The organism is Lewinella sp. W8, assembly GCF_004375085.3.
In the GTDB taxonomy this organism is placed as follows: domain Bacteria; phylum Bacteroidota; class Bacteroidia; order Chitinophagales; family Saprospiraceae; genus Neolewinella.
In genome coordinates this window covers 285,646-307,378 of the sequence record NZ_SNAQ03000004.1, presented here as the reverse complement: position 1 = coordinate 307,378, position 21,733 = coordinate 285,646, and the positions used below count along the sequence as shown (strand labels likewise).

17 protein-coding genes are annotated in these 21,733 nt (G+C 60.1%); 13 read left to right on the top strand and 4 right to left on the bottom strand.

Annotated elements, in window-relative coordinates:
* The first annotated feature begins 10 nt into the window (after positions 1 to 10).
* The 7 genes from E1J53_RS07125 (at position 11) to E1J53_RS07095 (ending at position 10,040) form a co-directional block, all read left to right on the top strand.
* A complete protein-coding gene (locus tag E1J53_RS07125) occupies positions 11 to 985 on the top strand; it encodes an LLM class flavin-dependent oxidoreductase (RefSeq protein WP_134270915.1) in 975 nt (324 codons plus the stop codon).
* A 48-nt stretch (positions 986 to 1,033) separates the two neighbouring features.
* Entirely contained in the window at positions 1,034 to 4,228 is a 3,195-nt protein-coding gene (locus E1J53_RS07120) for a lantibiotic dehydratase (protein ID WP_134270916.1), read from the top strand.
* Between the two features lie 183 nt (positions 4,229 to 4,411).
* On the top strand, positions 4,412 to 6,622 hold the full coding sequence (locus E1J53_RS07115; protein ID WP_134270917.1) for a peptidase domain-containing ABC transporter: 2,211 nt from the start codon (positions 4,412 to 4,414) through the stop codon (positions 6,620 to 6,622).
* 3 nt (positions 6,623 to 6,625) lie between these two features.
* The gene (locus tag E1J53_RS07110) at positions 6,626 to 7,027 is read left to right on the top strand and encodes a hypothetical protein (RefSeq protein ID WP_134270918.1); all 402 of its coding nucleotides are present in this window, start codon (positions 6,626 to 6,628) and stop codon (positions 7,025 to 7,027) included.
* Between the two features lie 133 nt (positions 7,028 to 7,160).
* A complete protein-coding gene (ade, locus tag E1J53_RS07105) occupies positions 7,161 to 8,819 on the top strand; it encodes an adenine deaminase (RefSeq protein ID WP_134270919.1) in 1,659 nt (552 codons plus the stop codon).
* A 71-nt stretch (positions 8,820 to 8,890) separates the two neighbouring features.
* Positions 8,891 to 9,223: a hypothetical protein gene (locus E1J53_RS07100; protein ID WP_134270920.1), complete on the top strand. Its 333-nt coding sequence runs from the start codon at positions 8,891 to 8,893 to the stop codon at positions 9,221 to 9,223.
* The gene (locus E1J53_RS07095) at positions 9,216 to 10,040 is read left to right on the top strand and encodes a hypothetical protein (protein WP_134270921.1); all 825 of its coding nucleotides are present in this window, start codon (positions 9,216 to 9,218) and stop codon (positions 10,038 to 10,040) included. The genes E1J53_RS07100 and E1J53_RS07095 overlap by 8 nt, the downstream gene beginning before the upstream one ends.
* A gap of 4 nt (positions 10,041 to 10,044) precedes the next feature.
* Here the strand turns inward: E1J53_RS07095 and E1J53_RS07090 are convergent, their stop codons facing one another.
* Complete coding sequence (locus E1J53_RS07090) at positions 10,045 to 11,082, bottom strand: alkane 1-monooxygenase (protein ID WP_134270922.1); 1,038 nt, start codon at positions 11,080 to 11,082, stop codon at positions 10,045 to 10,047.
* Between the two features lie 144 nt (positions 11,083 to 11,226).
* Between E1J53_RS07090 and E1J53_RS07085 the strand changes: the two genes are divergently transcribed.
* Positions 11,227 to 11,859, top strand: coding sequence for a TetR/AcrR family transcriptional regulator (locus tag E1J53_RS07085; protein ID WP_134270923.1), 633 nt, complete (start codon positions 11,227 to 11,229; stop codon positions 11,857 to 11,859).
* Positions 11,860 to 12,110: 251 nt separating this feature from the next.
* Here the strand turns inward: E1J53_RS07085 and E1J53_RS07080 are convergent, their stop codons facing one another.
* Entirely contained in the window at positions 12,111 to 12,647 is a 537-nt protein-coding gene (locus E1J53_RS07080) for a dihydrofolate reductase family protein (protein WP_173021389.1), read from the bottom strand.
* A gap of 51 nt (positions 12,648 to 12,698) precedes the next feature.
* Between E1J53_RS07080 and E1J53_RS07075 the strand changes: the two genes are divergently transcribed.
* Positions 12,699 to 12,953, top strand: a complete 255-nt coding sequence (locus tag E1J53_RS07075; RefSeq protein WP_134270925.1) for a hypothetical protein — start codon at positions 12,699 to 12,701, stop codon at positions 12,951 to 12,953.
* Between the two features lie 2 nt (positions 12,954 to 12,955).
* On the opposite strand, the gene E1J53_RS07070 is transcribed toward E1J53_RS07075, so the two are convergent.
* Positions 12,956 to 13,834 carry a LysR family transcriptional regulator gene (locus tag E1J53_RS07070; RefSeq protein ID WP_134270926.1) on the bottom strand — a complete coding sequence of 293 codons (879 nt, stop codon included), beginning with the start codon at positions 13,832 to 13,834 and terminating at the stop codon, positions 12,956 to 12,958.
* A gap of 264 nt (positions 13,835 to 14,098) precedes the next feature.
* Between E1J53_RS07070 and hutH the strand changes: the two genes are divergently transcribed.
* Genes hutH through hutG form a run of 4 tightly spaced genes read left to right on the top strand, consistent with a single transcriptional unit; the run spans position 14,099 to position 19,902 of the window.
* On the top strand, positions 14,099 to 15,655 hold the full coding sequence (gene hutH / locus E1J53_RS07065) for a histidine ammonia-lyase (RefSeq protein WP_154640155.1): 1,557 nt from the start codon (positions 14,099 to 14,101) through the stop codon (positions 15,653 to 15,655).
* Positions 15,656 to 15,686: 31 nt separating this feature from the next.
* Positions 15,687 to 17,702: a urocanate hydratase gene (locus E1J53_RS07060; RefSeq protein ID WP_134270927.1), complete on the top strand. Its 2,016-nt coding sequence runs from the start codon at positions 15,687 to 15,689 to the stop codon at positions 17,700 to 17,702.
* 29 nt (positions 17,703 to 17,731) lie between these two features.
* Positions 17,732 to 18,964: an imidazolonepropionase gene (gene hutI, locus E1J53_RS07055; RefSeq protein WP_134270928.1), complete on the top strand. Its 1,233-nt coding sequence runs from the start codon at positions 17,732 to 17,734 to the stop codon at positions 18,962 to 18,964.
* Positions 18,937 to 19,902: a formimidoylglutamase gene (hutG, locus tag E1J53_RS07050; RefSeq protein ID WP_134270929.1), complete on the top strand. Its 966-nt coding sequence runs from the start codon at positions 18,937 to 18,939 to the stop codon at positions 19,900 to 19,902. Before hutI ends, hutG begins: the two co-directional genes overlap by 28 nt.
* Before the next feature lie 262 nt (positions 19,903 to 20,164).
* Here hutG and E1J53_RS07045 read toward each other — a convergent pair whose 3' ends face one another.
* A complete protein-coding gene (locus E1J53_RS07045) occupies positions 20,165 to 21,670 on the bottom strand; it encodes a DUF1499 domain-containing protein (protein ID WP_134270930.1) in 1,506 nt (501 codons plus the stop codon).
* Positions 21,671 to 21,733: the final 63 nt, after the last annotated feature.

The window sequence follows — 21,733 nt, the reverse complement described above, 5'->3', positions numbered from 1 at the left end:
CCACTCCGCCATGAAGAACATCAAACTCGGCCTTCTAGAATTCGGCAACCGCCACCGCGACCAGAGCAGCATGCATTCGGTACTCGACGTACTGGAGTACGCTGAACGCGCCGACGAACTGGGCTTTTCCCGGTTCTGGCTCGGAGAGCACCACCTGTTCAACGCCATGGCGCCCTGGTCCTCTCCGCAGATGCTGCTGCCCCTCCTGCTGCAACAGACGGACCGCATCAAAGTGGGTATGGCGGGCGTGCTCATGAACTTCTATTCTCCCTATCACGTCGCCTGTGACTTCAAGCTGCTCGCCAATCTTTTTCCCGGCCGGTGTGACCTGGGCTTCGCCAACGGCCGACCCGCCCCCCGGATCGGCCGGCAAATGCGGTGCGAGCAATTCGCCGAGTACCCCGACGATTTCACCGAGCGGGTTCAGCGGGTAGCGACCCTGCTGCACGACGAGCACCGGATCATGGAGGAAGAGCAGACCATGATCCCGCCGGTCTTCGGCGGGGCGCCGGAACTCTTCTGGCTGGGATCTTCCTTCCGGAAATATCCGGAGGCCATTCGCGGCCAGATGCACATGGTGAAGTCGACCTTCCACGACATCAACAGCCTGAACTACGAGGAGTACGACATCATTGCGCGCTACCGCGAGGAGTTCCGGGCGCAACACGGATACCTACCCCGGGCCATCATCGCCCTGGTGGGCATTTGCCAGGAGGATGAGCGGCGGCTGCAAGCCGCCAAAGAACGGCTGAAAAAACAGGGTAAGGGGACAATTACTCCCAATACCGTAGTCGGCCCGCCGGAACTCTTTCTGGAGCGCATTGACGCCCTGTCACGCCGGTACGGCGTAGATGAGTTTGTCATCTTCGACACCAACGAGCGGAATGAGGAAAAACTGGAGAGCCTGGAGCTACTCAGCAAGGCCTTTCAGCTTCCCGCCGTAGGCTCCAATAGCGCCCGGTTGTCCACGCCCACCTACGCCTAGAAACCCACAAGAAATAATTGCTTAGCGAATACAGAAAATACCATAGTCATGATCAAATTTTTCAACAAATACGTCTACCGAACTCCCATGCTGCCGGTCACCGCTTTTGACGCGGCCAGCAATTATTCCTCCGTCGATGAGTTTCTCGCGGAGGCCCTGAGTAAAGATCAGGTGCAGGAAGCGATCTACGTGGCTTCCCCGGTCTTTTTCGAAGAAGTAGAGAAGTTTCTCGTTGGTTCCCTCCAAACGGAAGCGGACCCCAAGCGGATGTCTCGCTTTCGGGTAACGGCGCTGAAGTACCTGAACCGGATGAGTTACCGGGCCACGCCCTTCGGACTGTGTGCCGGCGTAGGAAGCGGGGAAGTCGTCAATTCTGACACGACGACGGAAGCGATCAAAGACTATAAACTCCGCCGGGAAGTAAAGCTGGATACGGCCTACATGATTTTCCTGGCCAATGAGTTCCGGGACCAGCCCGGTATCCTGGAATTGCTGCGTTTTTATCCCAACAATTCCATCCTGGACATTGGCACCAAATCCCGCTACGTGGAGTACGTGGACAGCCAGTCCGGGCGGGCCTACAACCTGTCTATTTTCTCCAATAACGAATATATTCAAATCCTTCGGGACGCCGCCGCTCAGGGGAAAACGATCGGAGAACTGGCTTCCCTGATTGCCGATGAAGACGTCACCGTGAGTGAAGCGAAAGGGTTCATTCTTCAGTTGATCGACGCCAAGATTCTCATCAGTGAGCTGGAACCCCGGGTAGTGGGTACCGGCTATCAGGACCAGCTCCGGGAAATTCTGGAGGGTTGCCAGGACCGCGCCGAGGACACGCCGGCCGCGACTACCGTGGAGCGCTACCTCAATCACCTCAATGCCCTGGAAGCGCAGATCAGCGGACTGGGGGACGAGAAGAATGTCGTGCGCTACCGGAACATCGCCGCTACCGTGGAAGCATTTCACGGAAAGGCCTACCCCAACATCATCCGGTTGGACAGTGAGGTCGTCACCACGGGAACGCCGCGGGTTGACTTCCAGATGGCCCGCCACATTCAGCGGGGAATGAAGGCCTTCGCCAAGCTCTGTCGGGTGCCGACGGGCAACAGCCTGGCCAAGTTCAAAAAGCAGTTTGACGAACGCTACGAGCGCCGGATGGTGCCGCTGCTGGAGGCCCTCGACCCCGAGCTGGGCATCGGCTTTGACAACCTGGGATCCGAAGCCTTCACCTTCACGCCACTGGTGGATAACCTTCCCCGGGCACCGCGGATGAAGACCAGCAAAGAGCGGGACGTCAAGTGGGATTTCAACCTGCATTCCTTCCTGCTGGACCGCATCCTGAAGGCCCGCGCCGAAGGCAGCGAAACGATTGAGCTGACCGACAAGGACATGGAGCGCTTCAGCTACGACCTGGAGAACATTCCGCCCACGGCGCTGGCGATGATCAACGTGGTCCCCAACCCCGGCGAAGAGGAGCCCACCATCGTGTTCAAGGGCATCGGCAAAGACAGCGCCACGGCGCTGCTGGCCCGCTTCGCCCACCTCAACGACGAAATCGAAGACTGCCTGCGGGAGCTGGCCGACTTTGAGGCACAGAGCGTCGGGGATAACGTGATCGCCGAGGTAAACCACCTGGCCAACTTCCGGGTGGGTAACATTACCGAGCGACCCAAAATTCATCAGTACGAAATCGGTTATATCACCAAATCCAACTCCACCGAGGAGGGCCTGATTCCCGTAACGGACCTGTACCTTGGCCTGCGGGGCGGACGGCTGGTGCTCGTGAGCAAAAGCCTGGGCAAGGAAATCGTTCCCCGCCTCTCCAACGCTCACAACTATTTCCACAACTGCCTGCCCGTGTACAAGTTCCTGGCGACCCTGCAGGAGGAGTACCACCACGGCTACTACGAGTTTGCGCCCAACCTGGGGCCCATCACCAAGATGGTGGACTACATCCCCCGCCTCCAGTATAAGAACTTCGTGTTCCGTCCGGCCAGCTGGCGCATTCCTACCCACGAGATCAAGAAGCTGAAAAACTTCCCCTTCGAGGAATTCGCTGAGAAGGTCAGAGCGCACTTCGACGAGCAGGGATGGCCCCGCACCTTCAACTACCACGACCGCGGCACCCCGATCTTCATCGACCTGAACAACCAGGCCAGCCTGTTCCTCTTCTCCGAGATCATCGAGACGAACCTCATCCTGATCACGGAGGCCATCGGCGTCCAGGCCGAAGACTACTGGTTCGAGCACCAGGGACAGGGTTACGCCCACGAACTCCTGCTGCCCTTCCGCAACGAGGTATTTCTGCGGCACCCGAAGCGCGTGGCGCCCGAGATCGTAGAGGCGGTGGCGGACACCCCCCGCACCGTGTTCCCCAGCAGCGAGTGGATCTTCTTCAAGCTCTACGCCGGCGCAAACGCCGTGGAGAAAATCGTTAGTGAGCGCCTGCCCGTCTTCCTGGCCGAGCTGCACCGCGAGGGACTGATCTCGAGCTTCTTCTTCCTCCGCCTGCGCGACCCCGACTACCACCTCCGCATCCGCTTCCGTACGCCCGACCACGCCGCCATCGGGGAGGTCATCCGCCGGATGAACGAATACTTCGCTCCGGAACTGGAAAATGGTTTCATCTGGAAGATCATGGTGGACACCTACCAGCGGGAGCTGGAGCGCTACGGTGCCGACCTGATGCGCGCCAGCGAAGAACTTTTCGCCGTGGATAGTACGGCCGTCGTGCGCCTGAAGAGCCTGCTGAGTGCCGAGGTCAACAAGGACGAAGAATGGCTCCTCATGATGCGGATGATGCAGATTTACGTGGAGGTATTCGAGCTGGACGACAAGCAGATCGGGGAGTTCCTCAAGGAGCGCCGGGAGACCTTCAGCCATATCTTCAACACCAATAAGCTCCAGAAACGGGACCTGACCCTTCGCTACAAAAACCACCTGCCGAAGATTGCGGCGGCGGTCGTGGCCGAGCAGTTCCCCTTTGAGCAGGAAGCCGCCATGCGGCAGATTCTGGCGGTCTTCCGGAAGGACATTACGGAAATCTACCAGCAGCACTTCCGTCACCTGAGCATTCAGGACAAAATGGAAGGTCTGCAGAGCTACATCCATATGTCGATACTGCGCTTCGCGGCCAGTAAGAACAAGGTGCACGAGCACGTGATGTTCTTCATGCTGGAACGCTTCTACCTGCAGCAAAAGCAGATGGAGCGCCAGCGTCAGAAGACGGCCGTGAAGAAATAATCTTCAAATTTTCCCGCCAGCAGGGGAGTTGCGAAGCCCGAAAGCCGGGCACCTCTCCGACGGCCATGGCACGTGTACCGGTAGAGCCAAGTATTCCACTGCGCTCCACCCGCCGTTGCCCCGGGCTTCGCTCCCCTCCGAAACCGTGAACCTCATACCCCATTTAAAAGCACCCTCCGTACCATGTTGTGGCATAATTATCCTCACGTCCGTCAGAAGAATATGCGCGATTGCGGTATCGCCGCGCTCCGCATGATCGCCGCCTACTACCAGCGGGAAGTAGACCCGAAGTACCTGCGGCACGCGACCCGCATCGACCGGATCGGGACGTCCTTTGCCACGCTGAAGCATGCCGCGGAACTGTACGGTTTCGAGTCGGAGGGGGTCATGGTGCGGGACCTGCAAGACCTGGAACTGTTCGGTGAGGGGCCAAGTATTCTCCTGTTTGACAACAACCATTTTGTCGTCTTCTACGAAAAGAAGCGGGGAAAATACATCATCGGAGACCCCGCGGACGGGCTGGTCAAGATGAAGGCAGAGGAGTTGCGGAAGCGCCTCTTCGTGCGGCCTCCCGGCACCTCTTCCCCACCGGTGGGTTATGCCCTGCTCTTTTCTCCCGGCACGCCCGCCACGCCACCCCCGCTTCCCCAGGGGGAGCTCCCGCAGGACAACCAACAGTGGGCTTTCCTGCGCGATAACCTGCACCAACTGCGCCCCTTTTTTCTGGTCATCCTGCTGGGGATCGCCGTCACTTCGGTCCTTCAGTACCTGCTTCCTTACATCACCAAGTCCGTGGTGGATCTGGGCATCGGGACGGGTGATCTTGGCTTCGTCAAGTTCCTGTTGATCGGTCAGCTGGTCCTCATCCTGAGCAAAACGGCCTTCAACATCCTGCGCAGCTGGATCGTGCTGCACCTGAGTTTACGGATCAACTACAAACTTATTGCGGGATTCCTGCAGAAGCTCTTCCGACTCCCGCTTCCCTTCTTCGAAACCCGCAGAATCGGGGATATCCTCCAGCGCATCAGCGATCACCACCGGATCGAAACCTTCATCACCCGCAACAGCCTCAGCATCGTGGTGGCGGTGCTCACGGTATTGATCTACAGCTTCATCCTCTTCAACTTTCACGCCTTCTTTTTCGGCATGTTTGTCGTGGCGGCGGTGGCCTACCTGGCCTGGACTCTTCTGTTCCTCCGGGCCCGCAAACACATTGACCTGGAGCGCTTCCGCTTCGCGTCCAACGATCAGTCCATCCTGATCCAGTTGATCAACGGGATGCACGACCTGAAGATCAACAACAGCCAGCAGTTTTACTTCGAAAAGTGGAAGGCCAACCAGATGGATTCCTTCCGCAACACCTTCAGTTACCTGCGCGTCAACCAGGTGCAGGACACGGGTACCATGCTGATCGTGGAGCTGACCCAACTCTCCATCCTCTTCCTGTCGGCGAGCCTGATCGTTAGCAACGAGATCAGCCTGGGTACAATGCTGTCCATCCAGTTCATCACCGGGCAACTGATTGCCCCCATGGACCAGATCATGCAGGGCATCGTGCGGGGGCAGGAGGCGCAGATCAGCCTCGGGCGGATCACCGAATTCTGGGACGAGAAGGACGAGAGCGCCTACAACGACGGGCAGCAGATTGACCGCCTCCCCGCGCCGGGCAGCACCATTTCCCTCCGGGACCTGACCTTCACCCACCCGGGACAGGTGGCCAAGCCGGCCCTGACGGACATCAACCTGGACATCCCCCTGGGCAAATCGGTGGCCATCGTGGGCAGCAGCGGCAGCGGAAAAACCACCCTGCTCAAACTTCTACTGGGCTACTACCTCGCCTACCAGGGAAAAATGATGATTGACGGCCATGATTTCCGCTCCCTGGACATCAACGCCTGGCGCGACCGCTGCGGCGTCATCCTGCAGGAGAGCTTCATCTTCAACGAATCCATCCGCGGCAACATCGTCCTGGGTGGAGAATTTGACGAGCGCCGCTTCGAGATGGCCAAGCGCATCACCAACCTCGACGAATTCGTGGACGATATGCCCCAGGGATACCACACCCCCATCGGGCGGGACGGTAAGGGGCTGAGCATGGGGCAGAAGCAGCGCATTCTGATGGCCCGCGCCATCTACAAGGACCCCGAATTCGTCTTTATGGATGAGGCCACCAACGCCCTGGACGCCGACAACGAAGCCTTCATCATGGAAGGCCTGCAGCAATTCTTCCGCGGCCGGACGACCATCGTCGTGGCCCACCGTCTGAGCACCATCCAGTTTGCCGATAAAATCGTGGTCCTCCACAAGGGTAAGGTGGTAGAAGAGGGCTCCCACGAAGAACTCCTTGAGCGGCGGGGACGCTACTACGAACTCGTCAAAAAGCAAATGCAGTAAGCGATGAACATTGAAAAGAACCCGAAGCGGCTGCTCGTTTCTGCCGCCATTGTGTACTGCCTCACCCTGGGGGGCATCTTCTGGGGACTGCAGTCCATCCACCCGAAAATTCCGCAGCCGAAGCCCGTCGTGATGCGGCAGGATGCGGCCGGAAGCTGGTGGCTAAAACCCGCAGCGGCGCTGCCCGGGGAATGGTCGCCGGACGACACCAAGGTGGTCAAGGCCTTTCGGGGCGGATTGCCGGTGTACTACTGGGTGGAGATCACCGGAAACCAGGACCCGGTGCGGGGGTATCCCCTCCACGTCCTTCCGAAATCCGCCGAACTACCCGAGGAATCCTTTGAGGGATTTCTGTACTTCCGCCAGCCGATGGACCAGAGTCTGGGCGAGTACGTGATGGAATAGATTTGGGGCCGGAGGCCAGGTGCAGTGTGCCGGGTGAGGCCGGGGTTATCAGGTAGGGCAAGGTTGAATTCGACGGCCCTACCGTCAGGTTAAGACAGAAAACCCTACTTTCCCCGTCTGACCATCACGCACCATGCCACAGCAAGTAAAGGGAAGACTCGTTGACCTGGACGCCCGGGAAATCTACGGAGCCATCATCACCATCGGGGACGACGGAACGATTACGGACATTGAACGGGATCCGAGCCGCGACAAACGCGGCTGGTTCATCCTGCCCGGTTTCGTGGACGCCCACGTCCACATCGAAAGCTCGATGTTGCTGCCCGTGGAATTTGCCAAGCTGGCCGTGGTGCACGGCACCGTTGCTACGGTGTCCGATCCCCACGAAATTGCCAACGTGATGGGGCTGGCCGGCGTCGAGTACATGATCGATAACGCCCGGCACACACCACTGTCGATCAACTTCGGCGCTCCCAGCTGCGTGCCCGCCACGCGGTTTGAAACCGCCGGGGCGACCCTGGATGCCGGGGCCGTGGAGCAACTCCTCGACCGCCCCGACGTTCGCTACCTCAGCGAGGTGATGAACTATCCCGGCGTGCTCAACGCCGACCCCGGGGTGATGGCCAAGATCGCGGCGGCCCAGCAACGTGGCAAGGCCGTTGACGGTCACGCGCCGGGCCTACGCGGTGCCGAGGCCGCGGCCTACGCCGCGGCGGGGATTACCACCGACCACGAATGCTTCACCGCCGAGGAGGCCCGTGATAAGCTGGCGGCGGGGATGAAGATCATCATCCGGGAGGGCTCGGCGGCGCGTAACTACGCCGCCCTCCACGAACTCATCGACGAGTACCCCGACCGGATCATGTTCTGCACCGACGATAGCCACCCCGACGACCTCATGGCCGGGCACATCAACCGTATCGTGCTGCGCGCGCTGCGGGACAAGCACGAACTCTTTAACGTGCTGCGGATTGCCTGCCGCAATCCCGTCGAGCACTACGGCCTGGACGTCGGTCAGTTGCGGGTGGGCGACCGGGCCGACTTCATCCGCGTCGATGACCTGCGCCACCTGGCCGTGATGGAAACCTGGATCAACGGACGGCTGGTGGCCGAAGCGGGGGCGCATAATCTGCCGGACTACCGCCCCGAACCGATCAACAACTTTGACTGTAGCCCCAAGTCGCCCGAAGATTTTCGGGTGGCTCCGGGGCCCGCGGGGGCACAGCTACGCGTCATCGAGGTCTACGACGGGGAGCTCGTGACGGGAAAGCTACTGCTCGATCCCGTGCTGGACGCTGATGGCCGCCCGGTGGCCTCCCCCGACCGCGATGTACTCAAAATTGCCGTCATCAACCGTTACGCAGATGCTCCGGTGGCGGTGGGCTTCGTGCGGGGCATGAAGCTCCAGCGGGGAGCCATCGCCAGCTCCGTGGCCCACGATAGTCACAACATCGTGGTCGTCGGGGTCGACGACGAATCGATGTGCCGGGTGGCCAACGCCGTGATCGCCGAACGCGGCGGCATCGCCGCCGGGAGGGATGAATACCTCGAAGTATTGCCCCTGCCCGTGGCCGGTATCATGAGCAACGATACCGGCCCCCGGATTGCCGCCCGCTACGGGGCGCTGAACGGCTTCACCAAGCGAAAACTCCGGTGCGGCCTGGAGGCTCCCTTTATGACGCTTTCCTTCCTGGCCCTCCTCGTCATTCCTTCTCTGAAACTGAGTGACCGCGGGCTCTTTGACGCTAACCAGTTCGGCCTGGTAGACCTGTGGGAAGAAAGTCCGGATTGAGGACTGACCTAAGATCTTTATTTTTCCTGCACTCGTCCGCCCGGCCATAACTTTATCCCTAAACGCCCATCATGCGTTACCGCCTTTATTCGCTTATCCTTTGCCTTACCGGTCTCCTTGGCATCCTGGCCTGCGGCCCCAAACCCTCGCCACTGGAACAACGTGCGGCCCACTATCGGGAACACCAGGACTTTGCCAGTCTGGACGCCGTCGTGCGCCTGTTGCCGGATACGGCCTCCACGACCTACCTGAAAAGTCTGCTCGGGGAGCCCATCGACATGGGGTTCGACTACCGCTACCTGGTGGATTCCACGGGGGAGAACAACTGCGCCGTGGGTGCGGTTTTTCACCTCGACGACGAGGGTGGCTTTGATCAGCAATGGACGGGAGAGATTTGTGAGTAAGCCGTACCCCGTCATCACCACCGTAGGGCCGGAGCCCGAAGTAATCTGCCGGGAACTTCCGGAGGCCGTCTTTGACTACCCCTTCTTCAACGAAGGCGTCACCAGCGTCGGCGGGGGGGAGCGTTTTTCCCTCGATTCATGGTCAGGTGAGGAGGAAGAAAGTCTTGAAATCAGCGGCTTCATCTTCGGGGTTTCACACTGTGGCTCCACGCTGCTGAGCCGCCAACTGAATCAACTAGACACTGTGCGGGTAGTCAGCGAGCCGGAGGCCATTAACGGACTGCTGTTGTCAAAAGTCCTGTACGCGCTTGATGACCAAAGCGTCGCAGACCAACTGAAAAATATCGTGCGGATGTATCGTCAGGCGGAGGGCGGTAAGCGGCACCTCGTCGTTAAACTCACCTCCTGGAATATCTTCCTGATGCCCATCTTCCGGCGGGCCTTCCCCGGTGTCCGGTGGATCTTCCTGGACCGGGAGACGGAAAGCCTGCTGGCTTCCCTGCAGCGATCGGACGGCGGGTTCATCGACTGGTGGAATCACCCAACGCCCCTGACCCCACGGGCTTTTCTCGGCGAGGGCGCGGACTTCGCGGACAAGGAAGCATACCTGCGGGCGATGGTCCTTGGTCATCGCGAACAAGCCAGGATTCATCAAGACTCCACGGCCTTATTCCTGCAGTATCCGGAATTTTTGCACCAGTTTGATGCCATTCTGCGACACCTGGGATTGGCGGCCAGTCCGGACGAAATGGCCCGGGCGAAGGCCACGTTACGGTACGACGCCAAGTCGATGAAGCGGTTGCCATGGAAGGGGTGATTGCCTACTCAATCCCGTACCGCTGCAGTTGCCGGGCCATGATGGGTTTAAACAGGAAGGGGAAGAAGGACAGGATCAGCATCATGGGGTAGCCGTAGGGTAGCATGGGGCTTTCTTCGCGGGAGTCCAGCACCTGATAAGCTTTGCCCCCGATGTGGTGATGATCGGAATGCCGGGTCAGTTCGAACAGCAGGACCCGGCCGATGATGTGGTCGGAATTCCAGGAGTGCCGGGCGTTGACCCGTTCGTAGCGGCCATTGGGCAGCAGTTTGCGGCGGAGGCCGTAGTGGGCGAAGTAATTCTGGGATTCGAGAATGGTGATGCCGTAGACGCTCGCGAGAAAGTAACAGAGCAATACGTATTCGCCAAAGGCAAAGTAGATGGCGACAAAAAGCAGTAACGGCAGGAGCGTGAACAGCACCATCGGGTTAAGGTAGGGGTTCTTGCCGGTTGCCTTCAACCGCTGGGCTTCGAGCTTCCAGGTCTTGAAGTACCCACCGATCTGGGAGCGAAGCGCGAAGAGGTAAAAGTTATCTCCCTTCCGGGCGGACGTAAGATCCTGGGGAGTACCGATGTCCCGGTGGTGCCCGCCATTATGGTAGGGGACGAAGTGGTTCTGTACGGCGGTAGTCAGCAGCAGGTGGGCGGATACTTGCTTCCACACACTACGGGTTTTGTGGCCCAGTTCGTGTCCAACGTTAATGCCGATTACGCCCAGAATGGTGCCCATCATCAGCACCCTGGCCACGATGTCTGAAGTCGTCAGCCCAGGCTCGTCGATGGTGGAGAGGAAGTAGTACACCACGTAGAGGTGCAGGGGCACCATCAGGTAGAGGACCAGATCGTAGAAAAAGTCCTCTTTGGCTAACTCCCGTTCGGTTGCGTCGAGATTGTCCCGGTCGGGAGGGAAGACCATCTCCAGGACGGGCACCAGGACGTAGAGGAAAATAAGGCCGGAGTAGGTCAGTAAACCCGTGGTGCTGAAGGTGAGTAGACCAAACAGGGGAATGAGGTAGGCCGTGAGGTACTTAATCTTGCCCATAACGAAGGAGTGGTTTCCGAACTATAAGTGCAAATATAGTTCGATTTTAGGAGTGGCCCAAATTCTTTTTGCGGCGCAGTCCGGGGTAGCCACTTGGGTGACTCCCCTAAGTTGGGCTACTTTGTGGGGGATAAATCACAGTCCATGGGACGAAAGTCCGTATCGAGAAAACGGAAGGCCATCACCCGGCGCACGAACAAATGGCTCGGTGAGCTGCTGCTGGCCATCCAGCAGGAGGACCTGGAGACGCTGACCATTGACGACATTGCCCGGCTGGCCGGAAAGAGTAAGTCCACCATCTACGAATATTTTGAAAGCAAGGAAGATATTCTGCTGGCCGCCTGCAAAACACGGACGGATCAACTGTTTGCCTCCATCGTGGAGGTGAGTCAGCGGGGACTAAGTCCCCTGGAACTCTACCCCCAGCTCATCGAAATCCTGGCGCAGGGTACCGTAGACATCACCATTTCCTTTTTGCAGGGAATAAAAAGCCATTATCCGCAAGTCTGGGCCGTGATTGATGATTTTACCGACCAGTTTGTGGCGTTGCTGAAGCACCACTACGAAAGTGGGATCGCCGAAGGACTCTACAATCCCGTTTCCGTAGAATTGCTTGGCCACATCGATAAGCTGTTCATCATCCAGGTGGTGACGAACCCCGCAATTTTTTCCGACGAGAAGTACGCCCTGAGTAGTTTGGTGAAGGATTACCTGAATTTGCGGTTGATGGGGCTGTTGAAAAGGGAGGGAGAGGCAGGATTGAGGACCCAGGATTAAGGATTTAGGCTAAGGCGGAGGAGAAGGCTGAGGAGAGGGAAGAAGAAAGAAGAAAGATCGTTGTGCGGTCGTCCGTCTTTAGGAAGGATACGCCGCTCCAAAAAAACCTTACTGATTCCGTAGCGCTGGATTTATCCGGCGAAAGGCAAGGGAACGGATAGAAAAGTAGGCACCTCGAAGCGGGGGCAGGATTGAGGACCCAGGTTTCAGGATTTAGGCTAAGACGGAGGAGAAGGCTGAGGTTTAGGACGTCAATCCCCGGTCCGGGTGTACCGTAACTCCAGTACCCCGGCGGGATATTGCCGGGTGTGGGTGAGGGCGAAGTGGGTGAGGTCCGGCGTGCCTTCGAAGAGTTCTACGCCATCGGGCAGCACGAGGGGCATCACGTGGAGATGGAGTTCATCAATGAGGCCAGCGTTCAGGAGCAGGGTGTTAATTTGTCCTCCTCCGATCAGCCAGATGTTCTTTCCCGCTTTTTCCTTCAGCTCCTGGGTGAACGCTACGTGATGATCGCTGATGAACCGGACGAACTCCGTATCCGCCTGCCCGACTTTTCGGGTGAACACAAAGTTTTCGGTATCCGGATAGGGAAAGGGAACGTCCCATCCGATCAGCTGGCGGTAGGTGTTGCCGCCCTGGATGGTGGTCCCGATGGTTTTGATGAATTCGCCGTAGCCGTAGTCGAGCTGGTCCGGATTGGGGATGGATTCCAGCCAGTCAACGCTCCCGTCTGCGCGGGAGATTTTACCGTTGAGGCTCATGGCGGAGTAGAGGATCAGTTTACGCAAGGTGAAGACCATTGGTTCGGGACATAAAGTACTGACTTTTACCTTAGTATCATGATCCACGAAACGAGCGTCCGGAAATACTCCGGAACCCTGGCCGAACTCGCCACTGAAACGGGAGACTTGCGGTATGATGCGCTGGCTACCTACCTGAAAGAACTTTCCCGAAAAATTGAAGCGGACGGCGACGCCGACGCCGCCCGCGGGCGGCGCAAGCTGGCCCGGGAGTTACACGATGCGGCGGCCAAAATTGAGCAGGCCCGAGAAGCCATCGAACGGGCCTGGACCATATGCGCCCCCCACATGTAGCCTCACAACAACTCCGTGAACCTCTTCAGTGCCGGGTTGTCGTTGTCCCGGCGCCAGACGGCGTAGAGGGTCGTGCGCTGGGGGACTTGGGTTAACTCCACGAACTGAACACTGGTGCGGTAGCCCCGCCCCAGGACGGTGGGTACGATGGACAGGCCAAAGCCGTTTTCCACCAGACGGTAAATGGTGGTGGCGTGCACCGTCCGGTGCGCCACGCGGGGCTGAAAACCCGCATCAATGAACAACTGGATGACCTGCTCGTAATAGGTGCGGCTGTAGTTGGGGTCGAAGAGGATGAAGGGCTCTTCCCGGACCTGCGCCAGGCTTTGGAAATTATCCTGGTTGACGAAATGGCCGGGGGGCAATACGAGACTAAAGGTATCCTCGGCCACCGCCTTGCTGACCAGTCCGGGAGACTGCCGCTTGGTCCGTACGAAGCCGATGTCGAGCGTGCCGCGCTCCAGCTTGTCGAGTTGCTCCCGGTTGTTCAGGGCCTCCAGGCCGTAGCTTACTTCCGGGTGGTCGGCCCGGAAACGCAGGAGCAGATCGGGGATAATGTCCTGCATGGCGGAGCCCACGTACCCGAAGCGGAGTTCTCCGCCCTGTCCGTCGTGAATGCGCTGGGCCCGGTCCAGGGCCAGTTCCAGGTCGGCCATTTGTTGGCCGAGTGATTGCCGCAGGAAGGCTCCGGCGGAGGTTAACTCCACCATGCGGTTGTGCCGCCGAAACAGGGGGAAGCCCAGGGCGTCTTCCAGCTGGCGGATTTGCCGACTCAGCCCCGGCTGAGACATGTACAGCAAATCCGCCGCCCGCCGAAAGTGCAGCTCGTCGGCCAAAACGAGAAAGGAGCGGATTTGTCGCAGCTCAATTTGATAATCCATGGTTATCAAAGAACGCAATAATTATCTTGTTATGCATTAAAAATCGCCGGTTCTTTGCCTTCGGAAGTTGTAACCGCCCCGGTCGGATCCGTTCCTCCAACATCGTCGTAGGAGGAGTTGATCCAACCGGAGCCTTTTCCATCCTTAACCCGGGCGCAGATTCTTCGGAAAGCTGTTTCACCTGCGGCCCCATCCATTTTTCCCGAGCGTATCCAGCTGCACTCCTGCGGCCGGCTACTCCATTTTCGTGCCTAACCAACCACCATGATTTTTCAATACGGCGAAGACCAGCTGACGGTCGGCAAAGCCCTGGCCATCCTACGGGGAACACTGCCTACGGAGGTAAACGCCACCACCCGGGAACGGCTCGAGCGCGCCCACGAGGTGGTGCTGGCCGTAGCGGGCAAATCGCGCCCCACCTACGGCATCAATACGGGCTTTGGCCCGCTGTGTAACGTGAAGGTGGACGCGAAGGACACGGTGTCGCTGCAGCGGAAATTGCTGTTGAGCCACAGCGTGGGGATGGGGGAGCCCATTGCCCCGGAGCTGGCCAAGCTGATGATGATCCTCAAGGTCCACGCCCTGTGCCGGGGCTATTCGGGGATTGCTCCCCGGGTCATCGAGCGCCTGCGCTGGCAGATCGCGGAAGACGTGATTCCGGTGGTGCCCGAGCAGGGGTCCGTGGGCGCTTCGGGAGACCTGGCCCCCCTGTCCCACCTCTTCCTTCCCCTCCTCGGCGAGGGGGAAGTTTTCTACCGGGGGCAGCGGCGGCCCGCGGCCGCCGTCTTACGGGAACACCAACTGGAGCCCGTGGAATTGCACCCGAAAGCCGGCCTGGCCCTCATCAACGGCACGCAGTTTATTCTGGCGCACGCCGTCCTGCTCGTCGAGCGCCTCCAGAATGCCCTGACCAACGCGGACCTGATCGCCGCCCTCATGGTGGAGGGCCTGCAGGCCTCCGCCATGCCCTTCCACCCGGCGCTCCACGCCACCCGCCCCTTCCGGGGTGTGGTGCACGTAGCCGCCCGCATCCACCAGTTTTTGCGGGGCTCGGAAATCATGCAGGGGCACGCCAACTGCGAACGGGTCCAGGACCCCTATTCCCTGCGCTGCGTCCCCCAGGTCCACGGGGCCAGCAGAAACGCCTGGCTACACCTGCGGGAAATGGTGGAAACGGAAATGAATTCCGTGACCGATAATCCCGTCGTCTTCGACGAAGACCTGATCATCTCCGGCGGCAGCTTCCACGGGCAACCGCTGGCCCTGCCACTGGACTACGCCTGCCTGGCCGCCGCCGAAATCGGGAGCATCTCCGACCGGCGCAGCTACTTCGCCCTCCACGGCATCCCCGGCGTGGCCCCCAAGCTGCTCGTCGAAAAGAGCGGACTGGATTCCGGACTGATGATCGTGCAGTACACCAGCGCCGCCCTGGTAAGCGAGAACAAAACGATGTGCTTTCCGGCCAGTGCGGACAGTATTCCCACCTCACTCGGGCAGGAAGACCACGTCAGCATGGGCTCCATCTCCGGGCGCAAGGCCCTGCGGGTGGTACGGAACCTGGAAAAAATTCTGGGCGTGGAACTCTTCTGCGCCGCCCAGGCCTTTGACTTCCAGCGGCCGCTGAAGTCCAGCCCCGTCCTGGAGGCCATTCACGCCCGCGTCCGGCAAGATATTGCTCACGCTGCGGATGACCGGATTTACGCCACGGACCTACGGGCCGCCACGGAGCTGGTCCGCTCCGGTGCCCTGACGGCCATCGCCCGGGCCCACCAAAATAAAGCCTACAGCGCCTACGACGAGCTTTTCGAGGATCTCGGATAAACGTCTGCCCCTAAACGATAAACCTTCAGCCATGACCGCAACCGAGCTGTTTCAGCAAGACCTTCTCGCCGGAATCCCCGCCGACCTTCCCCCCGCGAAGCCCTACGACCCGACGGTCAACCACGCCCCGCGGAGGAAGGACATTCTGTCGCCGGAAGAGAAAGCCCTCGCGCTCCGCAACGCCCTGCGCTATTTCCCACCGGCCCTGCATCCTGCGCTTGCGCCCGAATTTTTGGAGGAACTAAAGACCTACGGCCGCATCTATATGTACCGTTACCGGCCGGATTACCCCATGCACGCCCGGCCCATTGACGCGTATCCGGCCCGGTCAAAAACCGCGGCGGCGATCATGCTGATGATCCAGAATAACCTGGATCCGGCGGTGGCCCAGCACCCGCACGAACTCATCACCTACGGCGGAAACGGGGCCGTTTTTCAGAATTGGGCGCAGTATCGACTGACGATGCAGTACCTGGCCAAGATGAGCGAGGAGCAGACGCTCCACCTCTATTCCGGGCATCCGCTGGGCCTCTTTCCCAGCTCCCCCGATGCGCCCCGGGTGGTGGTGACCAACGGCATGGTGATCCCCAATTATTCGTCTCCGGATGACCTGGAACGCGGCAACGCCCTCGGGGTTACCCAGTACGGTCAGATGACGGCCGGCTCCTACATGTACATCGGCCCGCAGGGCATCGTACACGGCACCACGATCACCGTGATGAACGCTTTTCGCAAAGTGCTGAAGGACGGAGAACGGTCCGCCGGGAAAATCTTTCTGACGGCCGGACTCGGGGGCATGAGCGGCGCGCAACCCAAGGCGGGCAACATCGCCGGCTGCGTCACGGTCTGCGCGGAAGTGAATCCGGCGGCGGCCCAGAAGCGCCACGACCAGGGCTGGGTGGACGAAATTTATGACGATCTGGCGGCGGTGATCCAGCGGGTCTGGCGGGCCCAGGCCGCAGAGGAGGTCGTTTCGATCGCCTACGTCGGAAACGTGGTGGACTGCTGGGAAAAATTCGCCGAGGCGGACCTGTTCGTTCACCTCGGGTCGGACCAGACGAGCCTGCACAATCCCTGGTCGGGCGGCTACTATCCTGCGGGGATGTCCTTCGCCGAGGCCAATGCCCTCATGCGGGAGGATCCGGAGGCCTTTAAGGAGGCAGTGCAGGTGAGCCTACGTCGGCACGTGGCGGCGGTAAACCAACACGCGGACCGTGGGACCTACTTCTTTGACTACGGCAACGCTTTTTTGCTGGAGGGCGCGCGCGCAGGTGCCGAGCTGGCCGGAAAAGATGGCCGTGAATTCCGGTATCCCTCCTACGTACAGGACATCCTGGGACCGATGTGCTTCGACTACGGCTTTGGCCCCTTCCGCTGGGTGTGTACCTCCGGTCGCCCGGAAGATCTGCGCACCACCGACCGGCTGGCCCGGGAGGTACTGGAATCCCTGGCCTCCGAAGCACCCCCGGAAATTCAGCAGCAACTCCAGGACAACATCACCTGGATTCGTGACGCCGAGCGGCACCAGCTGGTGGTGGGCTCCCAGGCCCGCATCCTCTACGCCGACGCCATTGGCCGTATCCGCATCGCGGAGGCCTTCAACGCGGCTATCGGCCGCGGGGAAATCGGTCCGGTCGTCCTCGGCCGGGACCACCACGACGTGTCGGGCACCGACTCCCCCTACCGGGAAACGAGTAACATCTACGACGGGAGTCGCTTCACCGCCGACATGGCGGTGCACAACGTCATCGGCGATGCCTTTCGGGGTGCCAGCTGGGTATCCCTCCACAACGGCGGCGGCGTCGGGTGGGGTGAGGTGATCAACGGGGGCTTCGGGCTCCTCCTCGACGGCGGCGAAGCCGCCCTCCGCCGCCTGCGGAATATGCTGTTTTTCGACGTCAACAACGGCATCGCCCGCCGCAGCTGGGCGCGGAACGACGAAGCCCGCTTCGCCATCGAGCGGGAAATGGCCCGCACCCCCGGCCTGACCGTCACCCGGGCCGAACGGGTCGATGACGGCTTGTTTGATGACCTTGATTTTGGTTAATTTCCAACCCTCCACTTAATCCCACCGCCATGGCAGTTCTCTTTGGTCCCTTCACCCAACTCGTCACGCATCCCGAGGCCCGACTGCGTGGTCCGCTTATGGATGAAGAACTGGTGGTCATTCCGGAGGGCGGCATCCTCGTACGGGAGGGGATGATTCAGGCCGTCGGCCCCTTTGCCGAACTGAGCCGGGCCTTCCCCCACGCCCGGGCCGGGGAGCGGGGAGCAACCGGACCGAACGTGGTCATGGCGGGCTTGATCGATTGCCACACCCACCTCATTTTTGCGGGGAGTCGGGCCCGGGATTATGCTGCCCGCAACGCCGGTAAGACCTATCAGGAGATCGCCGCCGCGGGCGGCGGCATCAAGGACACCCTGCGGCATACGCGGGCGGCCAGCGACGACGAATTACTCCGCTTACTGCGGCAGCGTCTCGACCGTCACCTCCGCTCGGGGGTAACTACGGTGGAGGTAAAAACGGGCTACGGACTGAGCGTGGCCGAAGAACTGCGGATGCTGCGCCTCATCAATCGGGCCGGGGAGCGCCATCCCGCGGCGGTGGTGCCCACCTGTCTGGCGGCCCACCTGGTGCCGCCGGAAATGCCGGACGAACGCACCTGGTTGACGACCATCCTTGAGGAGATCGTTCCCGTGGTGACGGCAGAGAATTTAGCCCGACGCTTCGATATTTTTGTGGAGCAGGGCGCCTTTTCGGTTCCGGCGGCCCGCGAGTACCTCCTGGCGCTGAAGGAACGGGGTTTTGACCTTACCGTACACGGCGACCAGTTTTCGGTGGGGGGGAGCCAGTTGGCCGCAGAAGTTGGTGCCCGGAGCGTTGATCACCTGGAAGTGAGTGGCGCGGCCGAGATTGCTACCCTGGCGGCAAGCCGCACCATCGCTACGGCCCTGCCGGGAGCCAGCATCGGGCTGGGCTGCGCCTTCACGCCCGCCCGTAAACTCCTGGACGCCGGCGCGGCGCTGGCGATCGCCAGCGACTGGAATCCGGGTAGCGCCCCCCAGGGGGACTTACTGGCCCAGGCCGCCATCCTCGGTACCTTCGAAAAATTAAGCACGGCCGAGGTACTGGCCGGCATCACCTTCCGCGCGGCCGCGGCCCTGGGGCTCTCCGATCGCGGCCGCCTGGCGGCCGGTCAACGGGCAGATTTTATCAGTTTCCCCACGCAAGATTACCGGGAAATACTGTATCATCAGGGCAGCTTAAAACCGAACCGCGTATGGATAAGTGGATCCCCCATCATCTAGCCGAAGCCTATCGCCCACCCGAAGCAGAAAACTGGACCGGCCGAACCACGGATCCCGCGCTGGGCCCCCAGTACTGGTACCAGCGGGTGGAGTTACACAGTTGGTCGCAGAGCCTCCACGGGCAAACGGCGAATCTGATCGGCTACGCCTGCGAGGAAGGGGTCGCCCGCAACCAGGGACGCGTGGGCGCGGCCGCCGGGCCGGCGGCCATTCGCCGCCGACTGGGAAAGCTGGCTTGGCACCATGGAAATAAAACCGTGTTTGACCGGGGAGACCTGCTGTGCCACAACGGCGATATGGAAGCCACTCAGCGGCAGCTCGGCATTATGGTGGAGCACTGCCTCCGCGCCTCCATCTTTCCCATCGTGCTGGGGGGCGGGCACGACCTGGCCTTCGGGCATTATCGTGGCGTGCGGGCCGCTGCCGGAGCGCACCGGGTGGCGGTCATCAATTTCGACGCCCACTTTGACCTGCGCCCCGTCGTGGACAAACCCAACTCCGGAACCCCCTTCCTGCAGTCCCTGGATCACGGCCTGAACGACTACTGTGCCATCGGGATTCAGCGCATCGCCAACACCGCCGAACTCTTCGACATCGCCGCTGAGCGGGGCGTGAGCTACATCCCCCTTCAGGAATGTCAGCCCCACCAACTGGCGACCGTTTTGGACAAACTCGTCCCTATCGTCCAGCGCAACGACTGGATTTACGTTTCCATCGATCTGGATGGTTTCTCGGCCGCCTACGCTCCGGGCGTCAGCGCCCCTTCTCCGCTGGGCCTGAACCCGAGCTTCGTTCTGTCGGTACTGGAATTCCTCTTCGCTTCGGGGAAGGTCGTCTCGGCGGACATCGCCGAGATGAATCCCCGCTACGACCAGGATGATCGTACGGCGCGACTCGCGGCCGCCCTGGTGGACGCCATCGTGGGCTGGGTCAAATAGGCCCCTAGTCCCGTCATCGTTGTCTGATGATCCGTACGGTACCCCGTTGCCCGTCGGTCGTCCAAACCGAAATCAGGTAGGTTCCCATTGTGGCTACTCATCAAATTTATCCGCCTGAGTAGTGGAAAGTTATGCCCAGCCAGCAAAGATTTGGACCTACGGCTCTTACTGGATAAGGCTGCACCTGCGCGCCGTCGCAATAATGTAAATTTGACGATTACGACGAGTTGCAAAACTCGAAATCGATGGTTGGCGGTCCCGCTTATTCTGCGTCGGCGTACGCCCGAGCGACCTTCTTCATCCGCTTGCTGTTCACGCCCAGGTCACTGTGGCCGACCCGGCTGGCACTGCGGAAATGGATGACCTTGGCCTCGTCATCGAAGATGAACTCCACGTCGTCGATGAAGGGGATGGGAAAGGTTTTGAAGGTGAAGTGCAGGTAGTTGCCTTCCTCCTTTACCAGCTTCGTCCGGGGCATGCCGGCAATGACGGTCTTCAGGCGTGCTTTAGCCTCTTCCATCGTACCCATATAAGGGATGGGCTCCCGCTTCTTATCCGCCTGCGTGCTCTGCGTACTGACGCAATTGGGACTTTTGGGGCAAGGCTTGAGGGAAGTCGTCATGGAGCTTTTTTGGTGGACAATGGCCGCCAGGGCCTCTTTGTTCATTTCTCCTCCCGAAGCATCCAGCGCAAGGGAAGCGTAAAGCTGGTTGTTTTCCACCGACCGGACCTCCCCGAGCAGTTGCAAGTTTTCCCCGCGACCCACAAAGTGCAGCAGGCCAAAATTCTTTTGGCCAATCAGGGGCGAAATACGGTGGCGATTAGGTTCGTCGGCACCCTCGTAGGAATGCGTCAATCCGCTGGCCGTAATCTCATAAACGGCATAATCATCGACCATCACCTTGCTAACCTCCGCCAGGTGGCGATCTCCGCTCAGGATAAGGGGCAGACTCGGTTGAGTCCGGGCCAGTAATTGCAGGAGGCGTTCGCGAGCGGCGGGGAAGTTAGCCCATTTCTCGTAGCCGTGGTCTTCGGGCAGGACCTGAATGCTACTGCCAATGACGTGCGCATCGGCGCTGCTGTTCGTCAGGGTCTCCTCCAACCAGGCCCACTGGGCTTCGCCAAGTACGTCACCCTGGGCGTTGGCGCCGTAGCGGTCCCCCTTTCTGGTGGGGGGCATCAACTCATCGCGGAAGTAGCGGGTGTCGAGCAGGATAAGGTTGACGGAAAGGGCATCATTCCCCACGAGGTAGCTTTGGTAGCCTCCTTCACGTTTCCGTACGGGTGCGGTGGCGGGGACCTCCAAAAAATCCAGCATGAGGTCACGGGCGGCTGCCTTGTGCGGCCATTCCTTGCCACCGTCGTTGATGCCGTAATCGTGATCGTCCCAGATGCCGTAGACGGGGACTGAGGCGGTAAAGGCTGCGTACGCGGGGGCCTGCTTCTGCTTGGCGTAGGCAGCGGCCATCTCGTTCATGTCATCGGTATCGGCGTAGACATTATCACCAAGCCAGAGCCAAAGGTCAGGCTGCTGGTCCGCGATGAGGTTCCAATAATCCTGGGGGAGATCTTCACGGTTGCAGGAGCCGAAAGCCATCGTGAAGACACCCTCTCCGGTTCCGGTGTCGGCCCCGGTGTTCTTTCTTGCTTCCTCCAGCCGGTATTCCATAACCAGATCAATTTGGGCTGAATTAGAGGCCTGCCAGAAAAGATAAGCGACGAAGGCCAGGGCGATGGCCAGAAGCCCCAGGAGAATGCGTTTGATCATTGGGTGGAAAATTTGTGGTGTAAATATCGGGAAAGGGAAACCGGAATCAAGAAAATGGGCTAA

What these genes read in the sequence shown, in the direction of transcription:
- E1J53_RS07125 (WP_134270915.1), top strand. Translation starts at nt 11, where the DNA reads ATGAAGAACATCAAACTCGGCCTTCTAGAATTCGGCAACCGCCACCGC.
- E1J53_RS07120 (WP_134270916.1), top strand. Translation starts at nt 1,034, where the DNA reads ATGATCAAATTTTTCAACAAATACGTCTACCGAACTCCCATGCTGCCG.
- E1J53_RS07115 (WP_134270917.1), top strand. Translation starts at nt 4,412, where the DNA reads ATGTTGTGGCATAATTATCCTCACGTCCGTCAGAAGAATATGCGCGAT.
- E1J53_RS07110 (WP_134270918.1), top strand. Translation starts at nt 6,626, where the DNA reads ATGAACATTGAAAAGAACCCGAAGCGGCTGCTCGTTTCTGCCGCCATT.
- ade (WP_134270919.1), top strand. Translation starts at nt 7,161, where the DNA reads ATGCCACAGCAAGTAAAGGGAAGACTCGTTGACCTGGACGCCCGGGAA.
- E1J53_RS07100 (WP_134270920.1), top strand. Translation starts at nt 8,891, where the DNA reads ATGCGTTACCGCCTTTATTCGCTTATCCTTTGCCTTACCGGTCTCCTT.
- E1J53_RS07090 (WP_134270922.1), bottom strand. Translation starts at nt 11,082, where the DNA reads ATGGGCAAGATTAAGTACCTCACGGCCTACCTCATTCCCCTGTTTGGT.
- E1J53_RS07085 (WP_134270923.1), top strand. Translation starts at nt 11,227, where the DNA reads ATGGGACGAAAGTCCGTATCGAGAAAACGGAAGGCCATCACCCGGCGC.
- E1J53_RS07075 (WP_134270925.1), top strand. Translation starts at nt 12,699, where the DNA reads ATGATCCACGAAACGAGCGTCCGGAAATACTCCGGAACCCTGGCCGAA.
- E1J53_RS07070 (WP_134270926.1), bottom strand. Translation starts at nt 13,834, where the DNA reads ATGGATTATCAAATTGAGCTGCGACAAATCCGCTCCTTTCTCGTTTTG.
- hutH (WP_154640155.1), top strand. Translation starts at nt 14,099, where the DNA reads ATGATTTTTCAATACGGCGAAGACCAGCTGACGGTCGGCAAAGCCCTG.
- E1J53_RS07060 (WP_134270927.1), top strand. Translation starts at nt 15,687, where the DNA reads ATGACCGCAACCGAGCTGTTTCAGCAAGACCTTCTCGCCGGAATCCCC.
- hutI (WP_134270928.1), top strand. Translation starts at nt 17,732, where the DNA reads ATGGCAGTTCTCTTTGGTCCCTTCACCCAACTCGTCACGCATCCCGAG.
- hutG (WP_134270929.1), top strand. Translation starts at nt 18,937, where the DNA reads ATGGATAAGTGGATCCCCCATCATCTAGCCGAAGCCTATCGCCCACCC.
- E1J53_RS07045 (WP_134270930.1), bottom strand. Translation starts at nt 21,670, where the DNA reads ATGATCAAACGCATTCTCCTGGGGCTTCTGGCCATCGCCCTGGCCTTC.